Below are 23,226 nucleotides of genomic sequence, written 5' to 3'. Positions count from 1 at the left end.
TGTTGAGCTTGGCGAGAACGTTGATGCTATCTTTCAGCGCCTGAAGATCGATGTCGCCGCTGGCGGCGATCAGTTTCATCCCGAATTTATAGCTGAACAGCCGTATCCCCTTCCTCACGCTTGCCAGCAATCGCTGTCCAACCGATAAGCTGACATGCTGCCCGCTGGTCAGTGCAATATGTTCGCCGCTGGCGATGTGCGTCGATTGCGGCGTGGTGGTTTCGATGCCGACAGGACTGGCGAGGATTAAATGCGGTTCGGCCAGTTCCGGGAAGTTCCCAGTTTTCGCATCCCCGCCGCTGCCCTTGATGGCGTCGTTCTGGGTTTTGATGATCTTGGCGACGTCGCTTTGATCGCTATCACGATCCTGCGCCTGATGCTGTTGCGCCAGATCGGCTAGGATTTCATGCTGGTCACGGGCCTGCGTCAGACGCTGTACCGTCTCGCCCATATCGGTAATATGGGCTTGGGCGCTGCTGCGGCCTTCGGTGGTAATTAACAAACCCTCCTTAGCGCGGATCGCGCCGTGACCATCGGTGCGTAATTCGTAACCTTGGCCTCTAGGATCTTTACGACCGGCGTTGTCTTCGATGCGGGTGATATTGCCGAGACTGAGCTGGCTGTGCTGATGATCGCTCTTGAGCTGGACTTGAATCTTCTCTTCAGTGTCATCCATCACCAGATGATTGCTGCGTCCGGCGGCGCTGTTGCCGCCATTCGGCGTCAGTTCGCGACTGCGGAAACCGGACAAGGCGCTCTGGCCGGGCAACGACCAGGCCGGCAGATTCATTTGGTTGTGCACGCGCCCGGTGCAGATCGGCAGGTCGGGATTGCCGCTGATGAAATCGATCAAGACTTCTTGATTGATCCGGGGGATATGACTCGCCCCCAGTTGATTGCCCGCCCAAGGGCTGGACACCCTTACCCAGCAACTGCTGTTTTGATCGGCTTGCCCCAGACGATCCCATTGGAATTGCACCTTGATCCGGCCTAGTGCGTCAGTCCAGATAGTTTGATCCTCCGGCCCCACCACGATGGCGGTGAGGATGTGCATGGCCGGTCTCGGCGTGATGCTTTCAGGCCGGTATTGTTCGCCGCGCAGCGGCACGACTTCAAAATCGACATTGACGCGAAACTGTTGCGGGTCGCTGTCCGGGCGCTGGGTTTCCTGCGCGACGTCTTCCATCTCGAAGCGCGTGGCGACGATCAGATATTCGATGTTGGCTTTACTGACCGGATGCCGGCCCAGCGTGAAGGTACAACCCGGCACCAAGGCACGCACATGGCCGGCGCCGCTGGCGCGTTGGGCGTTGTTGCGCAGGCGTTCCATGCGGATGCGGGCGTTCTTCTTGCCCTCTTCCAAAGGCTCGTTGGTCGCCTGCTGGGGACCTGCTTTCGGCTGTACGTAATGGGCGTCCGTGTGATATTCGTAGACCTCGGCGTTATGGTCGGAGACGCGATGGTCGTTGTGGCTGACTTCGAGCGTGCTTCTCGGCCGGGTATAGTCGTAATCGCGCGAGGTGTAGCGGCCCGGGGTCACACGGTGCGCGGGTGAAAACGTATGGATGAATTCCTGGTCGATCCTTGGTTTTTCGCCGTAGTAGTTCAGGACGTGATAGGCGTCGCTATGAAACGGTTGATGCGCGGCGTTGCCGTCAGTGAGCACCAGGCGATGCTTGCCGTCTTTGTGCTCGAAGAAATAATTGATTCCCCACGTCTCGCATAATCGGCTGAAGAACGCGAAATCAGATTCTGCGAACTGCGTAGTGTAATCACGCTTCGGATACTGATCATAGAGTCGCTTGTCGACAGGAAAGGTGTATTTGGATAGCACCTCGTCCAGAATCTCGACAACCGATTTGTCCTGGAAAATCCGGCAATCGGCGTTGCCGTCAGCCCATTTCAACCACGGCTCCAGCGTGATTTCATAAAACACATACCGCCCGACCTGGCGCAATATGGTCGCAGTGCTGATGAGACCGGAGATTTCACGGACACCGGCACCGACGTTGGCTAACCCACTGCCGCCAGGCAGGCCGGCAACAAAACTACCGGAACCTTCCAACTCGATTTCTACCGTCAGTTCCTGCCCCTTCATCGCTTCCAAATCGGGGCCGGCTGCCGATCCGAAATTCACCAAGGCATCCGGCGTCTTGAGGATGACCCGATAGTGATACAGGCTGTTGAGTGACTCTTCGCCTTTGATGCTCACAGCAACCAATGCCGGCGTTCCCATGATCTCTGGAATAGCGGCACTTTTTGCGCGGAGGGTGCGGGGGAAATTAAGCATGATGATCTCTCAAAAACGGGGTGGTGATTCCAATGTAATCGTCAATTTTGCAAATCAATCACTTCCCACCGGGTCACCGCTACCCTTCAACCGGCTGCCGCATTCCGTCTTGCAATTGGTGACTGCAACAGGAATGCCGTCAATGGTGATAGCAGGATCGCCTTCGATAATTTTATTAAGGCCATGTTTGGGGCAATCCACCAGATCGCCGATGCGCGCCATTGGTTTGCCATCTATCATGTCGGTGTCGGAACCTGTCACGACAGTGCCGTCATGGTCTGTACCGTCGCCCACTAGAACAATTTCTTTACTCATTTCTCTCTCACTCCCCATAGTTCAACCCGTAACCCCGGGAAATCCCCCGCCACATGCATGGCGAGACCGCCATATTTGAGAATGTGCTCCCACATCGGGCCGTTGCGTCCCAGCTCGTAGTACACAAAGCCGGCATTGAATGGGATCTGCCGCGGCGGCACCGGCAGCGCGGATAGAGCTATCCCTGGCAGATGCGAACGGATAAGTTCCGGCAGGCGGTCGGAGGGGCCGATCTTGCTCTGGGCGGAAAATTGCTGTGCAAGTTGATCGGATGGCATATTGGCGGCGACGGCCAATACCATGGCGCCGAAACTTTGCAAGGTGGACGGATCAATCACCGCCAGGCGTACGCCGTGTGGGCGAATCTCAAATTCGATGCGTTGCGCGCTACGGACCAGGACTTCGTTGAGCATGGTGTGCACATCGTCGACCAGTTCTTTAAATGTCTGGTACGGATTCACATGACGATACGGGGAAACCGGTTTGGGTCGGCGCGTGGCGGTGCGCACGTAGGTGGAGAGATCGCCGGCAAAGGAAACCAGCAAGCTATACAGCGCTTCGGGACTGGACTCCTGCACTGCCAGAAAATGATTCAACAGGGGTTCGTAGCGATTCAAAATTTGCAGCAGCAGATAATCCGACACTTCTGCCGCATCGGAAGACTTGCCGTCCGCACCTGTCAGGCGTGAAGCCAGGGTTTCACCGCGCAGATGGGTCAGGCCTTGAAGCTTGTTGACCCAGTTGGTCAGCAAGTGACTGGCGCCGTAGCTTGTCACCGGTGGGATCAGATCCGTATCGAGAGAGGCGCTGCCGTCCGATCGCAAGGCGGTGACTTTGGCAATCGGCAAGCCGATCCAGGCATCGGTGAGTTCTTTCTGCGGTAGCAGACGCAGGCGCAATTGCGCCAGTTGCACCAATTTTGGGCCTTGACCGATAGAGTTGGCGTCACGCAGTTCTTCGTCGGTGACGGTGTAACGTGCCAGCGAGCCAGGTTCATCCTCAAAGGTGGATTCTTCGGCATTGGGAGTGCGAATCGGCACCGCCAGATAAATCAGTTGTTCCAGATGTTCGGGCAGAATCGTCAGCGGCGGTGGCGGCGGTGTCTGTGCTGGCGTATCGAATGGCGTACCGTCGGCAAACACGCCGGCGCCGCTGGCCAGCACCAGCTTGCCAAGAAACAGCGATTCGGCATCGATATTGTAGTGGCTGAATCCCCAGCAAAAAGGCGACAGCGGCAGCGCGCGCTTGTGTGCATAGGTTTCCAGATAGCGTTCTTGCTGCTGAAATAGCTGCGGACGTAAGAACAGCCCTTCGGTCCAGATAACTTTGTTGTGCCAGCTCATACCTTGTTTTCCATCTGATTTTTGGTCTAGCAATCGTGGTTGGGTGAACAACCCGGTTTTGATAGCGCTGTTGCGCTTACTTCAGTTCCGTCAGCTTGATCGCGTTACTTTCGAGCTTGATTTGCAGTTTGATCTTGTTGGCCGGTATCACGGCACGGTACCAAGCCGCATCCGGTGCGGGCGGCAGCTTGTAGACCGTGCGCCAGGTTGAATTGGACAAATCCCGGTAGCCGGCCAATACGCCTATGGCTGCGGTACCTGGCGAAGACTTGCGAATAATGGTTTGGCTGTCGCCGGGACGCAGGATGTATTCATCTTTGGCCAGCAGGTCGGCGCCGAGCGTGACTTTGTCGCTGGTTTGCAAAGAAAAGAAATCGGCGTCCTGGAACACTGCATCGGATTTCAATTCGTAAATGCGTACCATCAACGGAGCCGCCCGGCTTTTTTCATCGGGATTAACGTCGCTGCTGGCAACCACCGTGAGGTTAAGTTTGCTTTGCTCCTTGACGACTGGCTCGCCCGTGCTCGCGCAAGCACTCAGCAGGAGGGCTGTCAGCACAACCGTGCCTTGTAAGAGGTATCGCGACACACGGTTACGGGTCACGACGGCAGCAAAAAATGAGGATGAAATCATCTGAGCCATTTGCAAAAAATGGAAGAAAACATAAACCCTTCACGCCGCCAGGGCGTGAAGGGATCGCGACACGACAGGTGCTGTCGTGAGCATCAGGACTCTTTATTGCCCTTGATGTCGTAACTGGCGGTGATCGCGCCGCCTGAACCGCCCTGTGCATTTTGTATCGCGTACTCTTGCTTTACCTTGGTGAACGCCAGGCTGATCATTTCTTTGACGCCTTCGCTGCCGTTGTCGCCAGTTGGCTGTACTTGGGTGACGATCACATCGCTCATGCTGATCTTCAGGTATTCCAAAGGATTGCCACCGGCTTTGCGCACTGTCAGTACAGCCGAATCGATGTGCTTGCCGGTCAAGCAATATTTCATCAGGTTAGGACTGGATTTATCGACGTTGTGCGTAAAAGTGAGATCGTCGACAGTGGCCTTGCCAGCGCCACCGCCGCTACCGGAGTGCATGGTCGAGTTTTGGGTGATTTTCCAAGACCAGTTGAGAACTTCAATTTCATTTTTGTGTGCGGAATCCTGGCTTTCGCCGTCGATGCCATTGATTTTCAAAAAAATATCCTGCGCCATATAGAACTCCTGTTGATGAAATGGGTACTGCGTGGGTACTGCTGTAGAACACTGGGGGTGCGCGGCCTGAGATTATTCGGCCGCCATCTGGCGGCCTATCTCATCTCTATGCGATGAATCAGGCTGCCTGCTTGATCGATGGCAATTTGGCCACCAGACGCAGCGATACGGTCAAACCTTCGAGCTGGAAGTGCGGACGCAAGAAGAATTTGGCGGCATAGAAACCTGGATTGCCTTCAATCTCCTCCACCACGACTTCGGCAGCAGCGAGTGGGCGTTTTGCCTTGGTTTCTTCCGATGAATTGGTGGGATCGGCATCCACGTAATTCATGATCCATTCGTTCAACCAGCGTTGCATGTCGTCGCGCTCTTTGAACGCGCCGATCTTGTCGCGCACGATGCATTTCAGATAATGCGCAAAGCGTGAGCTGGCGAACAGATAAGGAAGACGTGCCGACAGGTTGGCGTTGGCGGTTGCATCGGCGTCGTAATATTCAGCCGGCTTTTGCAGCGATTGCGCACCGATAAAGGTGGCGTGATCGGTGTTCTTGCGGTGCACCAGCGGGATGAATCCGGCTTTTGCCAGTTCTGCTTCGCGTCGATCCGAGATGGCAATCTCGGTCGGGCATTTGATGTCGATGCCGCCGTCATCCGTTGGGAAGGTGTGGCAAGGCAGGTTGGCAACCGTACCGCCGCTTTCCACACCACGGATCATGGTGCACCAGCCGTGTTGCTTGAAGCTGCGGTTGATGTTGACGGCCATTGCGTAGGCGGCGTTGTTCCACACGTATTTTTTATGATCGGCGCCGTCGGTTTGCTCTTCAAAATTGAACTCGTCGACGGGGTTGGTTTTAGCGCCGTAGGGCAAACGCGACAGAAAACGGGGCATCGCCAAACCGATATAGCGCGCATCTTCGGTGTTACGCAATGAATTCCACGCAGCGTGTTCCAGATTCGACGTGATCTTCGCCAGGTCGCGCGGGTTGGCCAATTCCTGCCATGAATCCATTTGCAAGCCGGCTGGCGAGGCGCCGGCAATGAATGGCGAATGCGCTGCGGCGGAAATCTTGGCAATCGCTGCCAGCAATTCAACGTCTGGCGGGGTGTGATCAAAATAATAATCCGCTATCAGGCAGCCGTAGGGTTCGCCGCCGAGTTGACCGTATTCTTCTTCATAAACACGCTTGAAGATAGGGCTCTGATCCCACGCCACGCCTTTGTGACGACGTACGGTACGGCGCATTTCGTCCTTGGAAATATCCATGAAACGAATTTTGAGTTGCTCGTCGGTTTCGGTATTCGAGACCAGATGATGCAGACCGCGCCAGGCCGATTCCAGTTGCTGGAATTCTTCCTTATGCAAGATCAAGTTGATTTGCTCGGACAATTTACGATCGATCTCGGCGATCACGGCTTCAATTGCGGAATAGGCGTCGTCGCTGATGGTGGCCGAGTTGCGTAATGCTTGTTCTGCCAGGGTGCGGACCGCCGATTCGACTGCCGCGCGCGCCTGATCGGTTTTAGGCTTGAACTCGCGGTCAAGCAAGGCGGTAAATTCGTCGGCGCTGGCGAACTGGGTTGCGCCCTGGGTTGCGCCTTGCACTACTTGTGCCTCTTGGGTATTTTTGGACTGCGCTTTCGCTTGCATGGGAACTCCTTCGGTCAAATGCGATTTCATGAATGGCGTTAAGAATGGCGATTAGGTCTTGCTTTCCGCTTTACCGTTGTCATCGCTTTTTTGCCTGGGTTCTGCCGCCAGGGCTTTCATCAATGCCGGATCCTGCAGCAATTGATGGAGCAATCCTTCGGCGCCGGACTTGCCATCCATGTAGGTCTGCAGATTGGCTAATTGCGTGCGCGCTTCGAGCAACTGCTTGAGTGCATCGACCTTGGTAGCCACTGCTGCCGGTGAAAAATCTTCCATGCTTTCAAACGTCATATCGACCATCAGGTGACCTTCATCCGACAAGGTATTAGGAACAGAGAAAGCAACGCGCGGTTGAATTGCTTTCATGCGTTCGTCGAAATTGTCGATATCGATATCGAGAAATTTGCGATCGCCCACGGGCGGCAGATCTGCGACAGGCTTGCCGGATACATCGGCCAATACGCCCATGACGAAAGGAAGCTCGATCTTCTTCTCGGAACCATAGATTTCGACGTCATATTCGATTTGCACGCGAGGTGCGCGATTGCGGGCGATGAACTTCTGGGAACTATTGCTAACGCTCATAAAAACTCCGATGGGTAAAAGGTTGATCAAGTACAAAACAGCATTAGGGATACAGCGCTCTCAAGCCGATGCTGCCGGCACAGGGAGTCAACACGGTCATGCATAGGCAATCTGGTAGCTGAGATCGCTAGACTGACTATCGAAATCGACGACGATTTTCTGGATCGTGCGCTTTTCTTCTGACGCATCCAGCCAATGGGCTGACAGCCGAGGCAGGATGCGTTGTTCGATGAAGCCGGCCAGCAAGCGCGCGCCGGTTTCATGGGTGCCGCATTGATCGACGATATGCGTTACCACCGCAGCGGTGATATCGAGAGCGATACCGTGGTGCGACTCCATGCGCTTGACCACCTTTTGCAGATGCAGCTGGACGATGTTGGCCAGAGCTTCGTCTTGCAACGGGAAGAATGGGACCGTCGTCAATCGGCCGAGGAAGGCAGCCGGGAACACCTTGCGCAACTCGGGTTGCAACATATCGCGCAGCGTCTCTGGCTCTGGCGTCTGCAGCGGGGTATCGCATAGGCTGGCAATCAGGTCCGAGCCGGTATTGCTGGTCAGTAAAATGACGGTATTTTTAAAATCGATGTAGCGGCCCTCGCCATCTTCCATCCAGCCTTTGTCGAACACTTGATAAAACATTTCGTGCACGTCGGGATGCGCTTTTTCTATTTCATCCAGCAACACCACACTATAAGGACGACGGCGCACCGCTTCAGTCAGTACGCCGCCTTCACCGTACCCGACATAACCCGGCGGGGAGCCTTTTAGCGTCGAGACGGTATGTGCTTCCTGAAACTCGCTCATGTTGACGGTGATCAGATTCTGTTCGCCGCCGTACAGCGCGTCGGCTAAAGCCAAAGCGGTTTCAGTCTTGCCAACTCCGGATGGGCCGACTAACAAAAATACGCCGACCGGTTTATTCGGGTCGGACAGATGTGCTCGTGAAGTCTGGATGCGCTCGCCAATGGCAAGCAGCGCATGGGCTTGGCCTACCACGCGTTGCGCCAGTCGCGCTGGCAGCTGCCTGACGGCGGCAATATCGTCATGCACCATATTGCCAACGGGAATGCCCGTCCAGTCGGCGACAATCGCGGCGACCACCGCCTCACTGACATGCGCTTGGATCAAGGGGACGTCTGGTTGCAGAGTGTCGAGTTGCTTTTCCAGCGCGCCCAGATCGGCTAGAAGCTTGCCGTGGCTATCCATGGTTTCGCATGAATCCGGTAGCGCTAACAATTCATTCCGCTTCGCAACAATGGCCTTGATGAGAATCAGCTCCTGCTGCCAACGCATCTCCAGTAAATCCAGTTCGCTCTGCTGCCCGTCAATACGCGCGTCGATATGCGCCAGACGCTTGGCGTTTGCCTTGCCGATGCTGGCTTCACGTAGCAGCAAATCGCGCTCAACCTGCCCTGCCGCCAGCCGCTCGCGCAGGTAGTCGACACGCGCCGGCGGCGCATGCAGAGATAAAGCAACCCGCGCGCAGGCGGTATCGAGCAGGCTGATTGCCTTGTCTGGCAACTGGCGCGACGGAATGTAGCGGTGCGACAAGGTGACAGCCGCGCGTACCGCCTCATCCATGATCCACACCTGATGATGCTGGGTAAATGTGGCGACCAACCCACGTACCATATCGATCGCAGCCGCCTCTTCCGGCTCCATCACTTGCAGCACCTGGAAACGCCGCGTCAGCGCCGGATCTTTTTCGATGTGACGCTTGTACTCGCTCCAGGTGGTAGCGCCGATGGTGCGCAATGTGCCGCGTGCCAGCGCCGGCTTTAGCAAGTTGGCGGCGTCGCCAGTACCGGCCTGGCCGCCGGCGCCAATCAGCGTATGGACTTCGTCGACGAACAGGATGACCGGCTGAGCCGAGCGCGCGGCTTCTTCAAGCACACCTTTCAATCGGGATTCGAACTCCCCTTTCATACTGGCGCCGGCGAGCAAGGCGCCGAGATCCAGACTGAGCAGGCGGACATCCTTCAAGCTGGGGGGAACCTGCTCTAGCGCAATTGCCAGCGCCAGTCCTTCGACGACTGCGGTTTTGCCGACACCGGCTTCACCGGTGAGCAGAGGATTGTTTTGCCGCCTGCGCAGGAGAATATCGACCATGGTGCGAATTTCATGTTCGCGGCCGATGACAGGATCGATGCGTCCGGAGCGGGCATGTTCAGTGAGATCGGTGCAATACTGCGACAAAGACGATTTATCGGTTCCGGGCGCGGCGATGGCGTTGCTGGCTTCACCGGGAGCTGCCCCCGGCAGGCCGGAACCATCGTGCGATAACTCATGGCGCTCCGGCGACTCAAGCACAATGGATGGTAAAAGATCGGACAGGCCCTGCAGGGGAATGTTGGCAAATACCGGAGAAATGCTCAGCAGAACACGCCGCAAATCAGAGGTTTCCATTAACGCCAGCAACAGCCAGGCGCCACGGATGCGATGATCGCCGGCAAGCAAGCTCGCCACTATCCAGGCCCGTTCAATCGCTGCCTCTATATGGTGAGAAAAATCGCTGATAGAAGTTGCGCCCGCCGGAAGCGACGCTAATGCGGATGCCAGATCACGATCCAGCGTCGCCGTGTCTATCTGGAAATGCCGTAAGACACGCTGCCAGTCACCGTCCGCAAGTTGATGCAACTGGTTCAACCAATGCACCAACTCAACGTAGGGATTGCCCCGCAATTTACAGAACGCGGTTGCGGATTCGATCGCCTTAAAAAGAGTGGTATCGAGTTTGCCGAAAAGGATATGGCGGGAAAGACTCATCGTGATGCACCTGTTTTGTTTTATTTTTCGGTGTGGCGCCGCAGCGGAAGATGGGAGTTACGGTGAGTGACAAGAAGGTTTTTCACCATTGCCTTGTTGAGGTCAAAATTTTTCATTGATTAGTTTTCATTTGTTAAGCGTGACCACTATTTGCTCTCGTCACATTTGAATTGCCTGGCACAGTAAGAATGGTTCAGCCGAAGTGTTTTTTTCACATTATTGCCGAATTGCCAATTCATCAATTGTCAGACTTATGGTCGCGAAAACCAATAGGCTGGATTTCTAGGAAAATTTAGGAAATTGAGGTAAGCTGAAAAGTTGCTAAAAATTCATGCATTGCGCAGATGCGCAATTTGAAGAATGGCGCCCCGCCATTGGCGCGCGTTGCCCGCGGCGAGAAAAACCGCCGCGCTCCTTAATCCGAGACTGTCAATGGCAGGTAGAGGCTGTAGCGGCACCAGTGAAAAGACCGCATCATTCCATTAACCAAGTAAGCCATTGAAGCTGGCAATGGCTACGGCGTCGCCGATTTTATCGACATTGAATTTGTCTTTAATAACGCTTAGCTGGCGATATAGCTTGCTTGGAGTGCTGCCAAGTTTTGCGCTGATTTCTGTTACCGCAAAGCCGTTTTTCGTCTGTTGCAACAGAACTATTTCTTCTTCGCTGAGATTGAATTTACGCGCGGCGTTGGCTCTCAAAAAACGAATCCACCAATCAAGCAACTCCATGCCTAGTGCGCGGTAGGAAATTCGATGGCGGTATACCAATTGATTGCCGATCTCCGGTGGCTGGTCCACGCCGATATACAGAAGGCCAATGCGTTCATTTGCATTTTGGCTGCTATGAGTCGGTATCACCATTCCGCTTTTGAAGCCATACGTGGCGGCGACGCGCATCATTTCGATCTGACCACTCGTCTGCAGCACAATTTGATCAGCCATGACCGGTTCGGTGTTATGCCGGCTATATTCAATAAACGGGTCATTCATAAACCATTTGCGCTCGTTGTATATCCGGCACCATTGCGGATCGCACCCAATGGAATAGCGATAGCTTTCCCTATCGTCGCGTCTATCGTCAGATGTCAATGTGGAGTACACATATGACGTTGCCCCCAACGCAATCACAACTTGTTTGGTGACTGCCGCCACTTCGGCTTCTGTTTGGCAACTGGATATTTTGTTCAGCGCGGCATAGGCATCCTGCGGTAGAAAATTTTCTATTTCCATCTCGAATCTTCTTTAGCAATAGTTTCCGGTGCAAAAACTTTGTAAATTGACATTTAATTTTCAAATTATAAACCTTTCCCTCGATTAATTATCTTTTTATTAATTAATTTAGCAAAAAAAATGATTATTCCGATTCTGTTACGCATGGAGACTTACTGACGAATTGCCAATAACCATCTGATTGTTCATCCTCTTCGCAAAAGAAAGATAGCAAGCCATTCGCCGTAAACTGAAAAAGCCGCTGCAGATAACATATCTGCAGCGGCTTCTGCCTGATGCGGAGAACCGCTCCTGTCGCTTACTTCGCGACGATGAAGTTCTTCAATTCAATCGCTTCCAGCGCTTAGCCCAACTCTTCCAGGCGAATCTTGGTCACCGTGCCAACCACGGTAGCCAAGGCTTCGATCTTTGCAATCGCCGCTTCGACATTCTTTTCCTGCGTCTGATGCGTCAGCATGATGATGTCAGTTTGGGTCTCGCCGGCAGCCGGTTCCTTTTGCAGCATGGCGTCGATCGAAATCGACGAGTCGGCCAGGATCCGCGTGACATCCGCCAGCACGCCGGACTGATCGGCGACGTGCAGGCGCAGGTAATAGCTGGTGGTGATTTCGGCCATCGGCAGAATCGGCGTATCTGCCATGGCGTTCGGCTGGAATGCCAGATGCGGTACGCGATGCTCAGGATCGGCAGTCGCCAGACGCGTAATATCGACCAAATCCGCAATCACCGCCGAAGCGGTAGGCTCAGCGCCGGCGCCCTTGCCGTAATACAGCGTATCGCCGACCGCGTCGCCGCGCACCAGCACCGCATTCATGGCGCCTTCGACATTGGCGATCAGGCGCGCGCTCGGGACCAGCGTCGGATGCACGCGCAGCTCGATGCCGCCCGCGGTACGCTTGGTGATGCCGAGCAGCTTGATGCGGTAGCCGAGTTGTTCGGCGTAGCGGATGTCGGTGGCCTGCAGCTTGGTGATGCCCTCCACATGCGCTTTACCGAACTGCACCGGAATGCCGAACGCGATCGAGGCCATGATGGTCAGCTTGTGCGCCGCGTCCACGCCTTCGATATCGAAAGTAGGATCGGCTTCGGCGTAACCCAGGCGTTGCGCTTCTTTCAGCACGACGTCGAAGTCAAGCCCCTTGTCGCGCATTTCGGACAGGATGAAATTGGTGGTGCCGTTGATGATGCCGGCGATCCACTGGATGCTGTTGGCGGTCAGACCTTCGCGCAACGCTTTAATGATAGGAATGCCGCCGGCAACCGCCGCTTCAAACGCGACGATCACGCCCTTTTCTTGCGCTGCCTTGAAAATCTCGTTGCCGTGCATCGCGATCAGCGCCTTGTTGGCGGTGACCACATGCTTGCCGTTGGCAATTGCCTGCAATACCAGATCCTTGGCGATGCCGTAACCGCCGATCAATTCGATGACGATATCGATATCGGGATTGTTGACGACCAGCTTGGCGTCGTTGACCACCGCGACTTCACCGTTGGTCAGTTGTCTGGCGCGCTCGATATCGAGATCGGCCACCATCGTAATCTCGATAGCTCTCCCTGCGCGCGCTGCAATCTCTTGCTGATTGCGCTTCAATACGTTGAACGTGCCGGAACCGACCGTACCTATGCCAAGCAAACCTACCTTGATGGATTTCATGATCTCTGCTGTCTGTGAAAAAATCTGCTGATACCGGGCCGACTGCTACGCCAGCCCGGCGTGTTTAAAAAAATCTACCTAAAACTTATTAAGCCCTGCCGTGGCGGCGCCGATAACCTTCGAGGAAACTGGCGATGCGCCCCATCGAATCGGCCAGATCGTCGGTGTTCGGCAAGAACACCACGCGGAAATGGTCCGGCGTCGGGCAGTTGAAACCGGTGCCCTGGACGATCAATACCCGCTGCTCCGCCAACAATTCATAGGCAAAATCCTGATCGTCCGTGATCGGATACATCTTCGGATCAAGACGCGGGAACATGTACAGCGCGGCCTTCGGTTTGACGCAGGTGACGCCCGGGATATCGGTCAGCAATTTGTAAGCCATATCGCGCTGGCGCGTCAGACGGCCTTGCGGCGCGACCAGATCGTTGATGCTCTGGTAGCCGCCCAGCGCAGTCTGGATCGCATATTGGCCCGGCGCATTGGCGCACAGGCGCATCGACGCCAGCATGTTCAAGCCTTCGATATAACCCTTGGCGTGTTTTTTCTCGCCCGACACCACCATCCAGCCGGCGCGGTAGCCGCAGGAACGATAGTTTTTCGACAAACCGTTGAAGGTAATGAACAGCACATCGTCGGCCAGCGAAGCCAGCGAGGTATGGGTCTCGCCGTCGTATAGCACTTTGTCGTAGATCTCGTCGGCGAAAATGATCAGCTGATGCTCGCGCGCCAGGTCGACGATCTGTTGCAGCAACTCCACCGGATACAGGGCGCCGGTCGGGTTGTTCGGGTTGATGACGACAATCGCGCGGGTATTCGAATTGATTTTCTTTTTGATATCTTCGATATCGGGAAACCAGCCGGCCTGCTCGTCGCAAACATAATGGCGCGGAATCCCGCCGGACAAGCTGACTGCGGCGGTCCAGAGCGGATAGTCGGGCGACGGCACCAGCACTTCATCGCCGGTGTTGAGCAAGGCGTTCATGCTCATCACGATCAGCTCCGAGGCGCCGTTGCCCAGGTAGATATCGTCGATCGTGACGCCCTGGATCTGCTTTTGCTGGCAATAATGCATCACCGACTTGCGCGGCGCAAACATGCCTTTGGAATCGGTATAGCCGGAGGCGTTGCCCATGTTGCGGATCATGTCCTGCACGATTTCATCGGGCGGCTCGAAACCGAACACGGCCAGGTTGCCGATGTTCAGTTTGATGATCTTATGGCCCTCTTCCTCCATTTGCCGCGCTTTTTCCAGCACGGGGCCACGAATGTCATAACAAACATCATCCAGTTTTTTCGATTTTTGAATCGGTCGCACAGCACAATCCTTGTATTTTACGCAACATTATCCAGCTTTAAAAAGCTGTCTGGAAAATTGGGTTATCGTCACACTTGAGTACGTGCGCCGCAGCAAATGCAAGCAGCAGCCCCTTGTAAGGGCGCTCCAAACCATTTCACGACTTTTCAGACAGCTTTTCGGCGGTGCACAAATAACCGCCAGAACTGCCCATTCTGCCGAAAGCGTGAGGTTTTATCAATCAATACCGCAAGTTTGCCTACGGAAAACGCTACAATGCAGCACTTTATTTTCCACTTTTCGGAAATTTGCACGTCGGCCGCGGTCTATCCTGTGGTTTTGCTAATTATTGCCAGGTAGGATTTGTCCCTCAACGTGTAAAGACAACGCCATGAAGCTACATACCACCCCGACTCAACAGTATCAGACAGTCACGGCCTACGACGACAAGGGCGTGGAAATCAACGCGGTCCGCTATGAGCACAGCTTGCTGGTGCTGCCGGAAGCGGCGCCGGTGCCGTGGCCGGTGAGCGATTTCGACGCTCTCCATGCCGAACATTTTGCCCACATCGACAGTACCCGGCCCGATGTCGTGATCCTCGGCACCGGCCTGCGGCAACGGTTTGTGCACCCGAAACTGACCACCGTGCTGACCGCGCGCCGCATCGGCGTCGAGTGCATGGACAATCAGGCCGCTTGCCGCACTTACAACATTTTGATGGCCGAGGGACGCAAAGTCGCCCTGGCGCTGATTTTCAATACCGACAAGGAAACCGCCCAAGATGCGTGAACTGCATAAATCAAGAACTTTCGTCTGGCTGCTGTTCCTGCTGTTTTGCATCATCTGGTTTTACATGCTCGGCGCCCGCACACTGGTGCCGACCGATGAGGGTCGTTATGCCGAAATGGCGCGTGAAATGGTGGCCACCGGCGACTGGATCACCTTGCGGCTGAACGGGCTCAAATACTTTGAGAAGCCGCCGCTGCAAACCTGGATGAACGCCCTCACCTTCGAGCTGTTTGGGCTGGGGGAATGGCAGGCGCGCCTGTGGACCGGTTTGTGCGGCTTGCTGGGCGTGGTATTGACAGCATTCACCGGCAGCCGCGTTTTCTCCCCGCGCATCGGCTTTTATGCGGCGCTGGTGCTCGGCTCCAGCTTCCTGTGGGCCGGACTGGGCCACATCAATACGCTGGACATGGGCTTGTCCGGCATGATGACGATTGCATTGTGCGCCTTGCTGCTGGCGCAGCGCAGCGACATCAGCCATGGCGAACAGCGCAACTGGATGCTGCTGTGCTGGGCCGGCATGGCGCTGGCGGTATTGTCGAAAGGTTTGATTGGCCTGGTATTGCCGGGTGCGGTATTAGTGCTGTACACCCTGTTTTCGCGCGACTGGCCGATCTGGAAACGGCTGCATCTGGTATTGGGCCTGATCCTGTTCTTTCTCATCACCACGCCGTGGTTCGTGCTGATCTCCATGAAGAATCCTGAATTCCCGCAGTTTTTCTTTATCCACGAACAATTCCAGCGCTTCACCAGCAAGATCCATAACCGCTACGGCCCGCCCTACTACTTCATTCCTATCCTGATATTGGGCATCGTGCCTTGGCTTGGCGTCTTGTTCCAAAGCTTGTGGAACGGCGCGCGCGAGCGTAGTGCGGCGTCAGGCTTCCAGCCGAAAAAAATGCTGCTGATCTGGAGCGTATTCATTTTCGTCTTCTTCAGCATTTCCGACTCCAAGCTGCCGTCGTACATCCTGCCGATCTTCCCGGCGCTGGCGCTGCTGATTGCCTGCCAGCTGGATAACGCCAGCAACAAATCGGTGCAAGCTTCGGCGCTGCTGCTGCTGCTGCCGGCTATCGCCGGCCTGGCTTTGTCGTCCAAAATTCCGACGCTGGCCAAGGACGCTTACTCCCTGCCCTTGATGCAAGCGCATGTGCCTTGGGTTTTCGCCGCCTCCGTGGTCGGCTTCGTTGGCGCCATAGCGGCGTTGCTGCTGGTGCGCCGGCAAAGAGAATGGGCCGTCGTCGCCCTCGCCGCCAGCGGCTTCATCGGCGGCCAGCTGCTGATGTACGGCCACGATCCGCAGGGACGTTATTCGGCCGGGATCGACCTGGTGCCAGCCATCAATGCCGAAATGACGCCGCAAACCACGCTGTACGTGGTCGGCAAATATGAACAGGCGCTGCCGTTCTACCTGCGCCGCACCATGACCATGGTGCAGCACATGGATGAACTGGAGTTCGGCATCGGCCAGCAACCGCAATTGTGGATTCCGACTATCGATGCGTTTGTCGTCAAATGGACTGCCGACCATGCCGCCGGCAAAAAGGACATCGCCATCATCCGCCCGGAAAACTACCGTGAACTGGAACAACGCGGCGTGCCGATGCGGGTCCTCGGCCAGGATCCGCGCCGCGTGGTGGTGACCAATCAGGGAATTCCTGCCGCCGCCGCGCTCGCAACGCCAGCCGCCGGCGCGACTGAACCAGCGCCAGCCGCTACGGTGACTGAACCGCCGGCAGCGTCGGCAGCAACTGCACCATAACCAAGCATACACATGAATATCACCACTTTTGCCTTTATCCTCGCCGGCGTCTGCCTTAACGCCGTAGCCCAGTTGCTGCTGAAAGCCGGCACCAACGCGGTCGGCGCGATCCACCTGACACCGCAAAACTGGTTTGCCATCGGCCTCAAGCTGGCCACCCAGCTGCCGATTCTGGGCGGCCTGACCTGCTATGTCATCTCGGTAATGGTCTGGATCATCGGCCTGTCGCGGGTTGACGTCACGATTGCCTATCCGATGCTGTCGATGGGCTATATCATCAGCGCCATTGGCGCCTGGTATTTTTTGGGCGAAGCGATCACCGCTCAACGCCTGCTGGCAATCGGCATCATCATCGTCGGCGTGGTATTGCTAACCCGTAGCTAAATCCCTATACATAAGCTGTCGATCGCTCCATCACGACTTTCCTCCAAACTTACATCGGATTTCACAACCAATATGAGCCAACAACCGTTCCTGCCGTTTGCCAAGCCCACCATCGACGAAGCTACCATCGCCGCAGTTGGCGACGTCTTGCGCTCCGGCTGGATTGCCAGCGGCCCCAAGGTGCTGGAGTTCGAAAAGCAGCTGTCGGAGTATTTCGGCGGCCGTCCGGTACGCACCTTCAATTCCGGCACCTGCACCATGGAAACCGCCTTGCGCGTGGCTGGCGTCGGCGCCGGCGATGAAGTCATCACCACGCCGATTTCCTGGGTTGCCACCGCCAACGTGATTATCGAAACCGGCGCCACGCCGGTGTTCGCCGACATCGATCCGGTCACCCGCAATATCGATCTGGCCAAGGTCGAAGCTGCCATCACGCCGCGCACCAAGGCCATCATTCCGGTCTACCTGTCAGGCCTGCCGGTCGACATGGATCGGCTGTACGCGCTGGCAAAAAAACATAATCTGCGCGTAGTGGAAGATGCCGCCCAAGCGCTGGGATCGACCTGGAACGGCCAGCGCATCGGCGCTTTCGGCGATTTTGTCTCGTTCAGCTTCCAGGCCAACAAGAACATCACTTCATCCGAAGGCGGATGCCTGGTCCTGAACAATGCCGACGAAGCGCGGCTGGCAGAAAAATATCGCTTGCAGGGCGTGACCCGCAGCGGCTTCGACGACCTTGATGTCGATGTCCTGGGCGGCAAATTCAATATGACCGACGTCGCGGCAGCCATCGGCCTCGGCCAGTTTGCCCACATTGACGCCATCACTGCCCATCGGCGTGAACTGGCACGGCATTATTTCGCTTGTTTCGGCAGCGATTTTGAAGAGAAATACGGCGCCCAGCTGCCGATCGCCGACTTCGATAACAGCAACTGGCACATGTTTCAGCTGGTGCTGCCGGAGCGCAAGGACGGCAGGCCGGCGCGCGCCACCTTCATGGAACAGATGCAGCAGCGCGGCATCGGCATCGGCTACCACTATCCGGCAATCCATCTGCTCAGCATGTACCGTGCACGCGGCTTCAAGGAAGGCATGTTCCCGGTGGCGGAAAGAGTCGGCCGCCTGATCGTATCGCTGCCGATGTTTAACGCCATGACAAAGAACGATGTCGAACGCGCGGTCTCCGCGGTAAAATCCGTGCTTCAACAAAACTAACAACGCTTGATGAAACCAGAACTTTCCGTCGTCATCCCGGTATACAACGAAGAATCGGGCCTCGCCAAACTGTTCGAGCGCCTCTACCCGGCGCTCGATGCACTTGGCATCAGCTATGAAATCCTGTACGTCAACGACGGCAGCCGCGACAAATCGGCAGCGATATTGGCCGAACAGTTCCGGTTACGTTCAGATGTCACCCGCGTGGTGCTGTTCAACGGTAATTTCGGCCAGCACATGGCGATACTGGCGGGCTTTGAAGCCAGCCGCGGCGAGATCGTCGTCACCTTGGACGCCGACCTGCAAAATCCGCCGGAAGAAATCGGCAACCTGATCGCCAAGATGCGCGAGGGTTACGATTACGTCGGCTCGATCCGCCGCAAACGCCAGGATTCGGCCTGGCGCACGATTGCCTCCAAGGCGATGAATGTGCTGCGCGAAAAAATCACCGGCATCAAGATGACCGACCAAGGCAATATGCTGCGCGCCTATGGCCGCAACGTGGTCGACCTGATCAATCAATGCCGGGAAGTCAACACCTTCGTGCCGGCGCTGGCTTACACCTTTGCCCGCAAGGAGACCGAAATCGTGGTCGAGCATGAAGAACGCTCGGCCGGCGAATCGAAGTACTCGCTGTATAGCCTGATCCGCCTGAATTTCGACCTGGTCACCGGCTTTTCGATCGTGCCCTTGCAGTTGTTTTCGCTGATAGGGATTGCCCTGTCGTTCGCTTCCGCGGCGCTGTTTGCGATCCTGGTGGCGCGCCGCTTCCTGTTCGGCGCTGAAGTCCAAGGGGTGTTCACGCTGTTCGCGTTTGCCTTCTTCCTGATGGGCATGATCCTGTTCGGCATCGGCCTGGTCGGCGAATACGTCGGCCGTATTTATCAGCAAGTGCGGGCGCGGCCGCGTTACGTGGTGCAGGCCATGCTGGAACAATCCTCGGCAGAGGATAAAGAAGCATCATGAAAGCCATCGTTTTTGCCTATCACAACGTCGGCGTGCGCTGCCTGAAAGTTTTGCTGGCGCGCGGCGTCGATGTCGCGCTGGTGATTACCCACGAAGACAATCCGCAGGAAACCATCTGGTTCGAATCGGTGGCCGCACTGTGCCAGTTGCACGGCATTCCGAGCATCTCCCCCAACGATCCCGCCACGCCTGAATTGCTGGCCCAGGTCGCCGCCTTGCAACCGGATTTCATCTTCAGTTTCTACTACCGCCACATGCTGCCGGTGGCTCTGCTGGCGCTGGCCAGGCACGGCGCCTACAATATGCACGGCTCGCTGCTGCCTAAATATCGCGGCCGGGTGCCGATCAACTGGGCGGTGCTGCATGGCGCCATCGAAACCGGCGCCACCCTGCATGAAATGGCAGCAAAACCGGACGCCGGCGCTATCGTGGCGCAAACCGCGGTGCCGATTCTGCCCGACGACACCGCCTACGAAGTATTCGGCAAAGTCGTGGTTGCCGCCGAGCAGACGTTATGGAATGTGCTGCCCGCCATGCTGGCAGGGAAAATCCCCCGCTTGCCGAATGACTTGTCGCAAGGCAGTTATTTCGGCGGCCGCAAGCCGGAGGATGGCAAAATCGACTGGAATCAACCCGCGCATGAGGTGTACAACCTGTACCGGGCGGTTGCGCCGCCCTATCCTGGCGCCTGGACTATTATCAAAGAGCGCACTTTTATTATCGGAAAAGCATATTTATCGGCCGACTTGATCGAAAACCTGCCGGCAAATTTGCCTCGGGGCTTGGCGGTAGTGGATAATCGCATTGTTGGCGTCTGTGGCGATGGCCGCGCGCTGTTGATTAACGAATTGCTGGCAGACGGTCAAGCCATCACGCCAGAAGCATTGCAAAACATCCTTTTATAAAACCAGCTGCATCATTTCGCGGGCAAGGCAGGATCTGTTTTTTCTACCCTTCCAGCAAGAATTGCAGTGTTTGAAAAAGCCGCTTTGCGGAATTTCAAACCAACAACAATAGATCAATATGAAAAAAGTCCTCATCCTCGGCGTCAATGGTTTCATCGGCCACCACCTGTCCAAGCGCATCCTGGAAACCACCGATTGGCATGTCTACGGCATGGACATGATGACCGACCGCATCCGCGATCTGCTGGACAACGATGCCTACAAATCGCGTATGCACTTCTTCGAGGGCGACATCACCATCAACAAGGAATGGGTTGAATACCACGTCAAGAAATGCGATGTGATCCTGCCGCTGGTGGCGATCGCCACGCCATCGACCTACGTCAAGCAACCGCTGCGCGTATTCGAACTGGATTTCGAAGCCAACCTGCCTATCGTGCGTTCGGCTGCCAAGTACGGCAAGCATCTGGTATTCCCATCGACTTCCGAAGTGTATGGCATGTGCCACGATGAAGAGTTCGATCCGGAGCAGTCCGAACTGATCTGCGGCCCGATCAACAAGCCGCGCTGGATCTACTCCTGCGCCAAGCAATTGATGGATCGCGTGATCTGGGGTTACGGCATGGAAGAAGGCTTGAACTTCACGCTGTTCCGTCCGTTCAACTGGATCGGCGCCGGCCTCGATTCAATCCATACGCCGAAAGAAGGCAGCTCACGCGTGGTCACTCAGTTCTTCGGCCATATCGTGCGCGGCGAGAACATCTCCCTGGTCGATGGCGGTCAGCAAAAACGTGCGTTCACTTACATCGACGACGGCATCGACGCCCTGATCAAGATCATCGCCAACAAAGACGGCGTTGCCAGCGGCAAGATCTACAATATCGGCAATCCGGTCAACAACTACTCGATCCGCGATCTGGCCGACATGATGTTGAAACTGGCTGCAGAATATCCGGAGTACGCTGACTCGGCGAAGAAGGTCAAGCTGGTCGAGACCACTTCTGCCGCCTACTACGGCAAAGGTTATCAAGACGTGCAGAATCGCGTGCCGAAAATCACCAACACATGCGACGAACTGAACTGGCAACCGACCACCACCATGGCTGATACCTTGCGCAATATTTTCGATGCGTATCGCGGCCAGGTTGCCGAAGCTCGCGCTTTGATGGACTAACAGACATGGAGTGGAACAGCCGTTTTTATAAGGCTGCTCCACTCCATGTAATTGAATAACGTAGCAGCTGAATCCGCCTCACGCATCTGATCGTCGGCCCAGAAGTTTTCCCATCCCTTCTTTCTCGCCAGCCCAAACAACTTGCCGCTCCTCACCTTAAAAATCGACGCCGACACCTATCGCGGCACCCGTGAAGGGGTACCGAATCTGGTGCGCCTGCTGAGAAAATATCAGGCTCGCGCCACTTTTCTGTTTTCGCTCGGGCATGACCATACCGGCTGGGCGCTGAAGCAAGTATTTCGCCCCGGCTTTTTCCAGAAAGTGTCGCGTACCTCGGTAGTCGAACATTACGGCCTCAAGACCTTGATGTACGGCGTGCTGCTGCCGGCGCCGGATATCGGCAAGACTTGCGCGAAATACATGCAGGCAGTGCGCGACGCCGGCTTCGAATGCGGCGTCCACACCTGGGATCACCGTGTCTGGCAAGACCATGTCCGGCAGCGCGGCGCCGACTGGACCAGCCAGCAGATGCAACGCTCGTTCGAGCGCTTCACCCAGGTTTTCGGCCAAGCGCCGAAAACCCACGGCGCCGCCGGCTGGCAAATGAATCCCTACGCCTTCGAGCAGCTGGAAAAATTCGGCATCGCCTATGCCTCCGACGGACGCGCCATGTTGCGCGACAACGGCGCCCTGGCCGATGCTGCCGCCGGACCGCATCGCCTGCAGGTGAACGGCAAGACGCTGGCATGCATACAATTGCCAACCACCCTGCCGACGCTGGATGAACTGCTGGGCAGAAGCTTCAACGGCGTTGAATTGACGCCGGCGAATATCGCGGCCCATATCCTGGCACTGACCGCGACACCGCGCGATCATGTATTTACTCTGCACGCAGAGCTTGAAGGCCAAAAACTCGCCCCCATATTTGAACAATTGCTGCGGGGCTGGCAGGCGCAGGGCTATGATCTGGTCGCGATGGAAGATTATTATCGACACGTCAAAGACCGGCAATTACCCATTGTCCCTCTCGCGTGGGCGGAGTTGCCGGGACGATCGGGTGAGATGATCATGCAGGCACAGGCAAGCAGCAGCTGATCAGTGCGGACACCCTGATTGGCAACCGATTCATCATAAATTAATGAACAGGACAATACAGTGGCTGACAATCCTTCCATCATCGACATGACGGTGCCCGACTTCTCTGCAGCCATGACCGGCGAACAGACATTCAAGTTGTCGAACTATCACGATCAAAAAATAGTGTTGTATTTTTATCCCAAGGACAACACGCCTGGCTGCACCACCGAGGCTATCCAGTTCCGCGACTTGTACCCGGAGTTTCAACGGAACAATACCCTGATATTCGGCGTCAGCCGCGACAGCATTCGCTCTCACGAAGGTTTCAAAAACAAGCTGGGGCTGCCCTTCGACCTGATCGCCGATCCTGACGAAACGCTGTGCGCCATGTTCAATGTGATGAAAATGAAAAACATGTACGGCAAGCAAGTGCGCGGCATCGAGCGCAGCACCTTTGTGATTGACGCCGCCGGCACATTGGTGAAAGAATGGCGTGGAGTGAAGGTGCCATCGCATGTTGAGGAAGTATTGGAGTTTGTAAGTCATTGAATTCACAAAAAATCATTTCTGGAAGCCGTTTGCGGACAAGGCCTGAGGGCCTTCCCAAACGGCTTTTT

20 protein-coding genes are annotated in these 23,226 nt (G+C 55.9%); 9 read left to right on the top strand and 11 right to left on the bottom strand.

The genetic code is table 11. The annotated features are described in order from the left end of the window. The 11 genes from KHU33_RS20310 to KHU33_RS20260 form a co-directional block, all read right to left on the bottom strand. Nucleotides 1-2,290 (bottom strand): type VI secretion system Vgr family protein (locus KHU33_RS20310; RefSeq protein WP_211466257.1); only part of this gene is annotated, 2,290 nt, incomplete at its 3' end. A gap of 54 nt (nucleotides 2,291-2,344) precedes the next feature. After that, nucleotides 2,345-2,605 carry a PAAR domain-containing protein gene (locus KHU33_RS20305; protein ID WP_211466255.1) on the bottom strand — a complete coding sequence of 87 codons (261 nt, stop codon included), beginning with the start codon at nucleotides 2,603-2,605 and terminating at the stop codon, nucleotides 2,345-2,347. Then, complete coding sequence (gene tssK / locus KHU33_RS20300) at nucleotides 2,602-3,948, bottom strand: type VI secretion system baseplate subunit TssK (protein ID WP_211466253.1); 1,347 nt, start codon at nucleotides 3,946-3,948, stop codon at nucleotides 2,602-2,604. Before tssK ends, KHU33_RS20305 begins: the two co-directional genes overlap by 4 nt. A gap of 76 nt (nucleotides 3,949-4,024) precedes the next feature. After that, complete coding sequence (gene tssJ / locus KHU33_RS20295) at nucleotides 4,025-4,507, bottom strand: type VI secretion system lipoprotein TssJ (RefSeq protein WP_329956094.1); 483 nt, start codon at nucleotides 4,505-4,507, stop codon at nucleotides 4,025-4,027. Nucleotides 4,508-4,674: 167 nt separating this feature from the next. After that, entirely contained in the window at nucleotides 4,675-5,157 is a 483-nt protein-coding gene (locus KHU33_RS20290; RefSeq protein ID WP_211466249.1) for an Hcp family type VI secretion system effector, read from the bottom strand. Nucleotides 5,158-5,275: 118 nt separating this feature from the next. Next, nucleotides 5,276-6,805: a type VI secretion system contractile sheath large subunit gene (gene tssC, locus KHU33_RS20285; protein WP_211466247.1), complete on the bottom strand. Its 1,530-nt coding sequence runs from the start codon at nucleotides 6,803-6,805 to the stop codon at nucleotides 5,276-5,278. Between the two features lie 51 nt (nucleotides 6,806-6,856). Beyond that, the gene (gene tssB, locus KHU33_RS20280; protein WP_211466244.1) at nucleotides 6,857-7,390 is read right to left on the bottom strand and encodes a type VI secretion system contractile sheath small subunit; all 534 of its coding nucleotides are present in this window, start codon (nucleotides 7,388-7,390) and stop codon (nucleotides 6,857-6,859) included. A gap of 96 nt (nucleotides 7,391-7,486) precedes the next feature. Next, the gene (tssH, locus tag KHU33_RS20275; RefSeq protein ID WP_211466242.1) at nucleotides 7,487-10,156 is read right to left on the bottom strand and encodes a type VI secretion system ATPase TssH; all 2,670 of its coding nucleotides are present in this window, start codon (nucleotides 10,154-10,156) and stop codon (nucleotides 7,487-7,489) included. A 482-nt stretch (nucleotides 10,157-10,638) separates the two neighbouring features. Next, the gene (locus KHU33_RS20270) at nucleotides 10,639-11,388 is read right to left on the bottom strand and encodes a helix-turn-helix transcriptional regulator (RefSeq protein ID WP_211466240.1); all 750 of its coding nucleotides are present in this window, start codon (nucleotides 11,386-11,388) and stop codon (nucleotides 10,639-10,641) included. 343 nt (nucleotides 11,389-11,731) lie between these two features. Continuing rightward, on the bottom strand, nucleotides 11,732-13,042 hold the full coding sequence (locus KHU33_RS20265) for a homoserine dehydrogenase (RefSeq protein ID WP_211466238.1): 1,311 nt from the start codon (nucleotides 13,040-13,042) through the stop codon (nucleotides 11,732-11,734). An 88-nt stretch (nucleotides 13,043-13,130) separates the two neighbouring features. Then, nucleotides 13,131-14,360, bottom strand: a complete 1,230-nt coding sequence (locus KHU33_RS20260; RefSeq protein WP_211466236.1) for a pyridoxal phosphate-dependent aminotransferase — start codon at nucleotides 14,358-14,360, stop codon at nucleotides 13,131-13,133. Between the two features lie 370 nt (nucleotides 14,361-14,730). On the opposite strand from KHU33_RS20260, the gene KHU33_RS20255 reads away from it, so the two are divergent. The 9 genes from KHU33_RS20255 to KHU33_RS20215 all read left to right on the top strand — a co-directional run bounded on the left by KHU33_RS20255 (nucleotide 14,731) and on the right by KHU33_RS20215 (nucleotide 23,158). Next, complete coding sequence (locus KHU33_RS20255; protein ID WP_211466234.1) at nucleotides 14,731-15,129, top strand: Mth938-like domain-containing protein; 399 nt, start codon at nucleotides 14,731-14,733, stop codon at nucleotides 15,127-15,129. Further along, nucleotides 15,122-16,888: a glycosyltransferase family 39 protein gene (locus KHU33_RS20250; RefSeq protein WP_211466232.1), complete on the top strand. Its 1,767-nt coding sequence runs from the start codon at nucleotides 15,122-15,124 to the stop codon at nucleotides 16,886-16,888. The genes KHU33_RS20255 and KHU33_RS20250 overlap by 8 nt, the downstream gene beginning before the upstream one ends. Nucleotides 16,889-16,900: 12 nt before the next feature. Further along, the gene (locus tag KHU33_RS20245) at nucleotides 16,901-17,272 is read left to right on the top strand and encodes an EamA family transporter (protein WP_211466230.1); all 372 of its coding nucleotides are present in this window, start codon (nucleotides 16,901-16,903) and stop codon (nucleotides 17,270-17,272) included. 72 nt (nucleotides 17,273-17,344) lie between these two features. After that, nucleotides 17,345-18,487 carry a DegT/DnrJ/EryC1/StrS family aminotransferase gene (locus KHU33_RS20240; RefSeq protein WP_211466228.1) on the top strand — a complete coding sequence of 381 codons (1,143 nt, stop codon included), beginning with the start codon at nucleotides 17,345-17,347 and terminating at the stop codon, nucleotides 18,485-18,487. A 9-nt stretch (nucleotides 18,488-18,496) separates the two neighbouring features. Continuing rightward, nucleotides 18,497-19,453: a glycosyltransferase gene (locus KHU33_RS20235; RefSeq protein WP_211466226.1), complete on the top strand. Its 957-nt coding sequence runs from the start codon at nucleotides 18,497-18,499 to the stop codon at nucleotides 19,451-19,453. After that, nucleotides 19,450-20,358: a formyltransferase gene (locus KHU33_RS20230; protein ID WP_211466224.1), complete on the top strand. Its 909-nt coding sequence runs from the start codon at nucleotides 19,450-19,452 to the stop codon at nucleotides 20,356-20,358. Before KHU33_RS20235 ends, KHU33_RS20230 begins: the two co-directional genes overlap by 4 nt. Nucleotides 20,359-20,476: 118 nt before the next feature. Continuing rightward, on the top strand, nucleotides 20,477-21,532 hold the full coding sequence (locus tag KHU33_RS20225; protein WP_211466223.1) for a bifunctional UDP-4-keto-pentose/UDP-xylose synthase: 1,056 nt from the start codon (nucleotides 20,477-20,479) through the stop codon (nucleotides 21,530-21,532). Between the two features lie 141 nt (nucleotides 21,533-21,673). Further along, entirely contained in the window at nucleotides 21,674-22,627 is a 954-nt protein-coding gene (locus KHU33_RS20220) for a polysaccharide deacetylase family protein (protein ID WP_211466221.1), read from the top strand. A 60-nt stretch (nucleotides 22,628-22,687) separates the two neighbouring features. Continuing rightward, on the top strand, nucleotides 22,688-23,158 hold the full coding sequence (locus tag KHU33_RS20215; protein WP_329956093.1) for a peroxiredoxin: 471 nt from the start codon (nucleotides 22,688-22,690) through the stop codon (nucleotides 23,156-23,158). Nucleotides 23,159-23,226: the final 68 nt, after the last annotated feature.

It is taken from the genome of Collimonas silvisoli, from assembly GCF_018305005.1.
Taxonomy (GTDB): domain Bacteria; phylum Pseudomonadota; class Gammaproteobacteria; order Burkholderiales; family Burkholderiaceae_D; genus Collimonas; species Collimonas silvisoli.
Note: the sequence above shows the minus strand (reverse complement) of the source record. Positions and strands in the feature narration are given on the sequence as shown.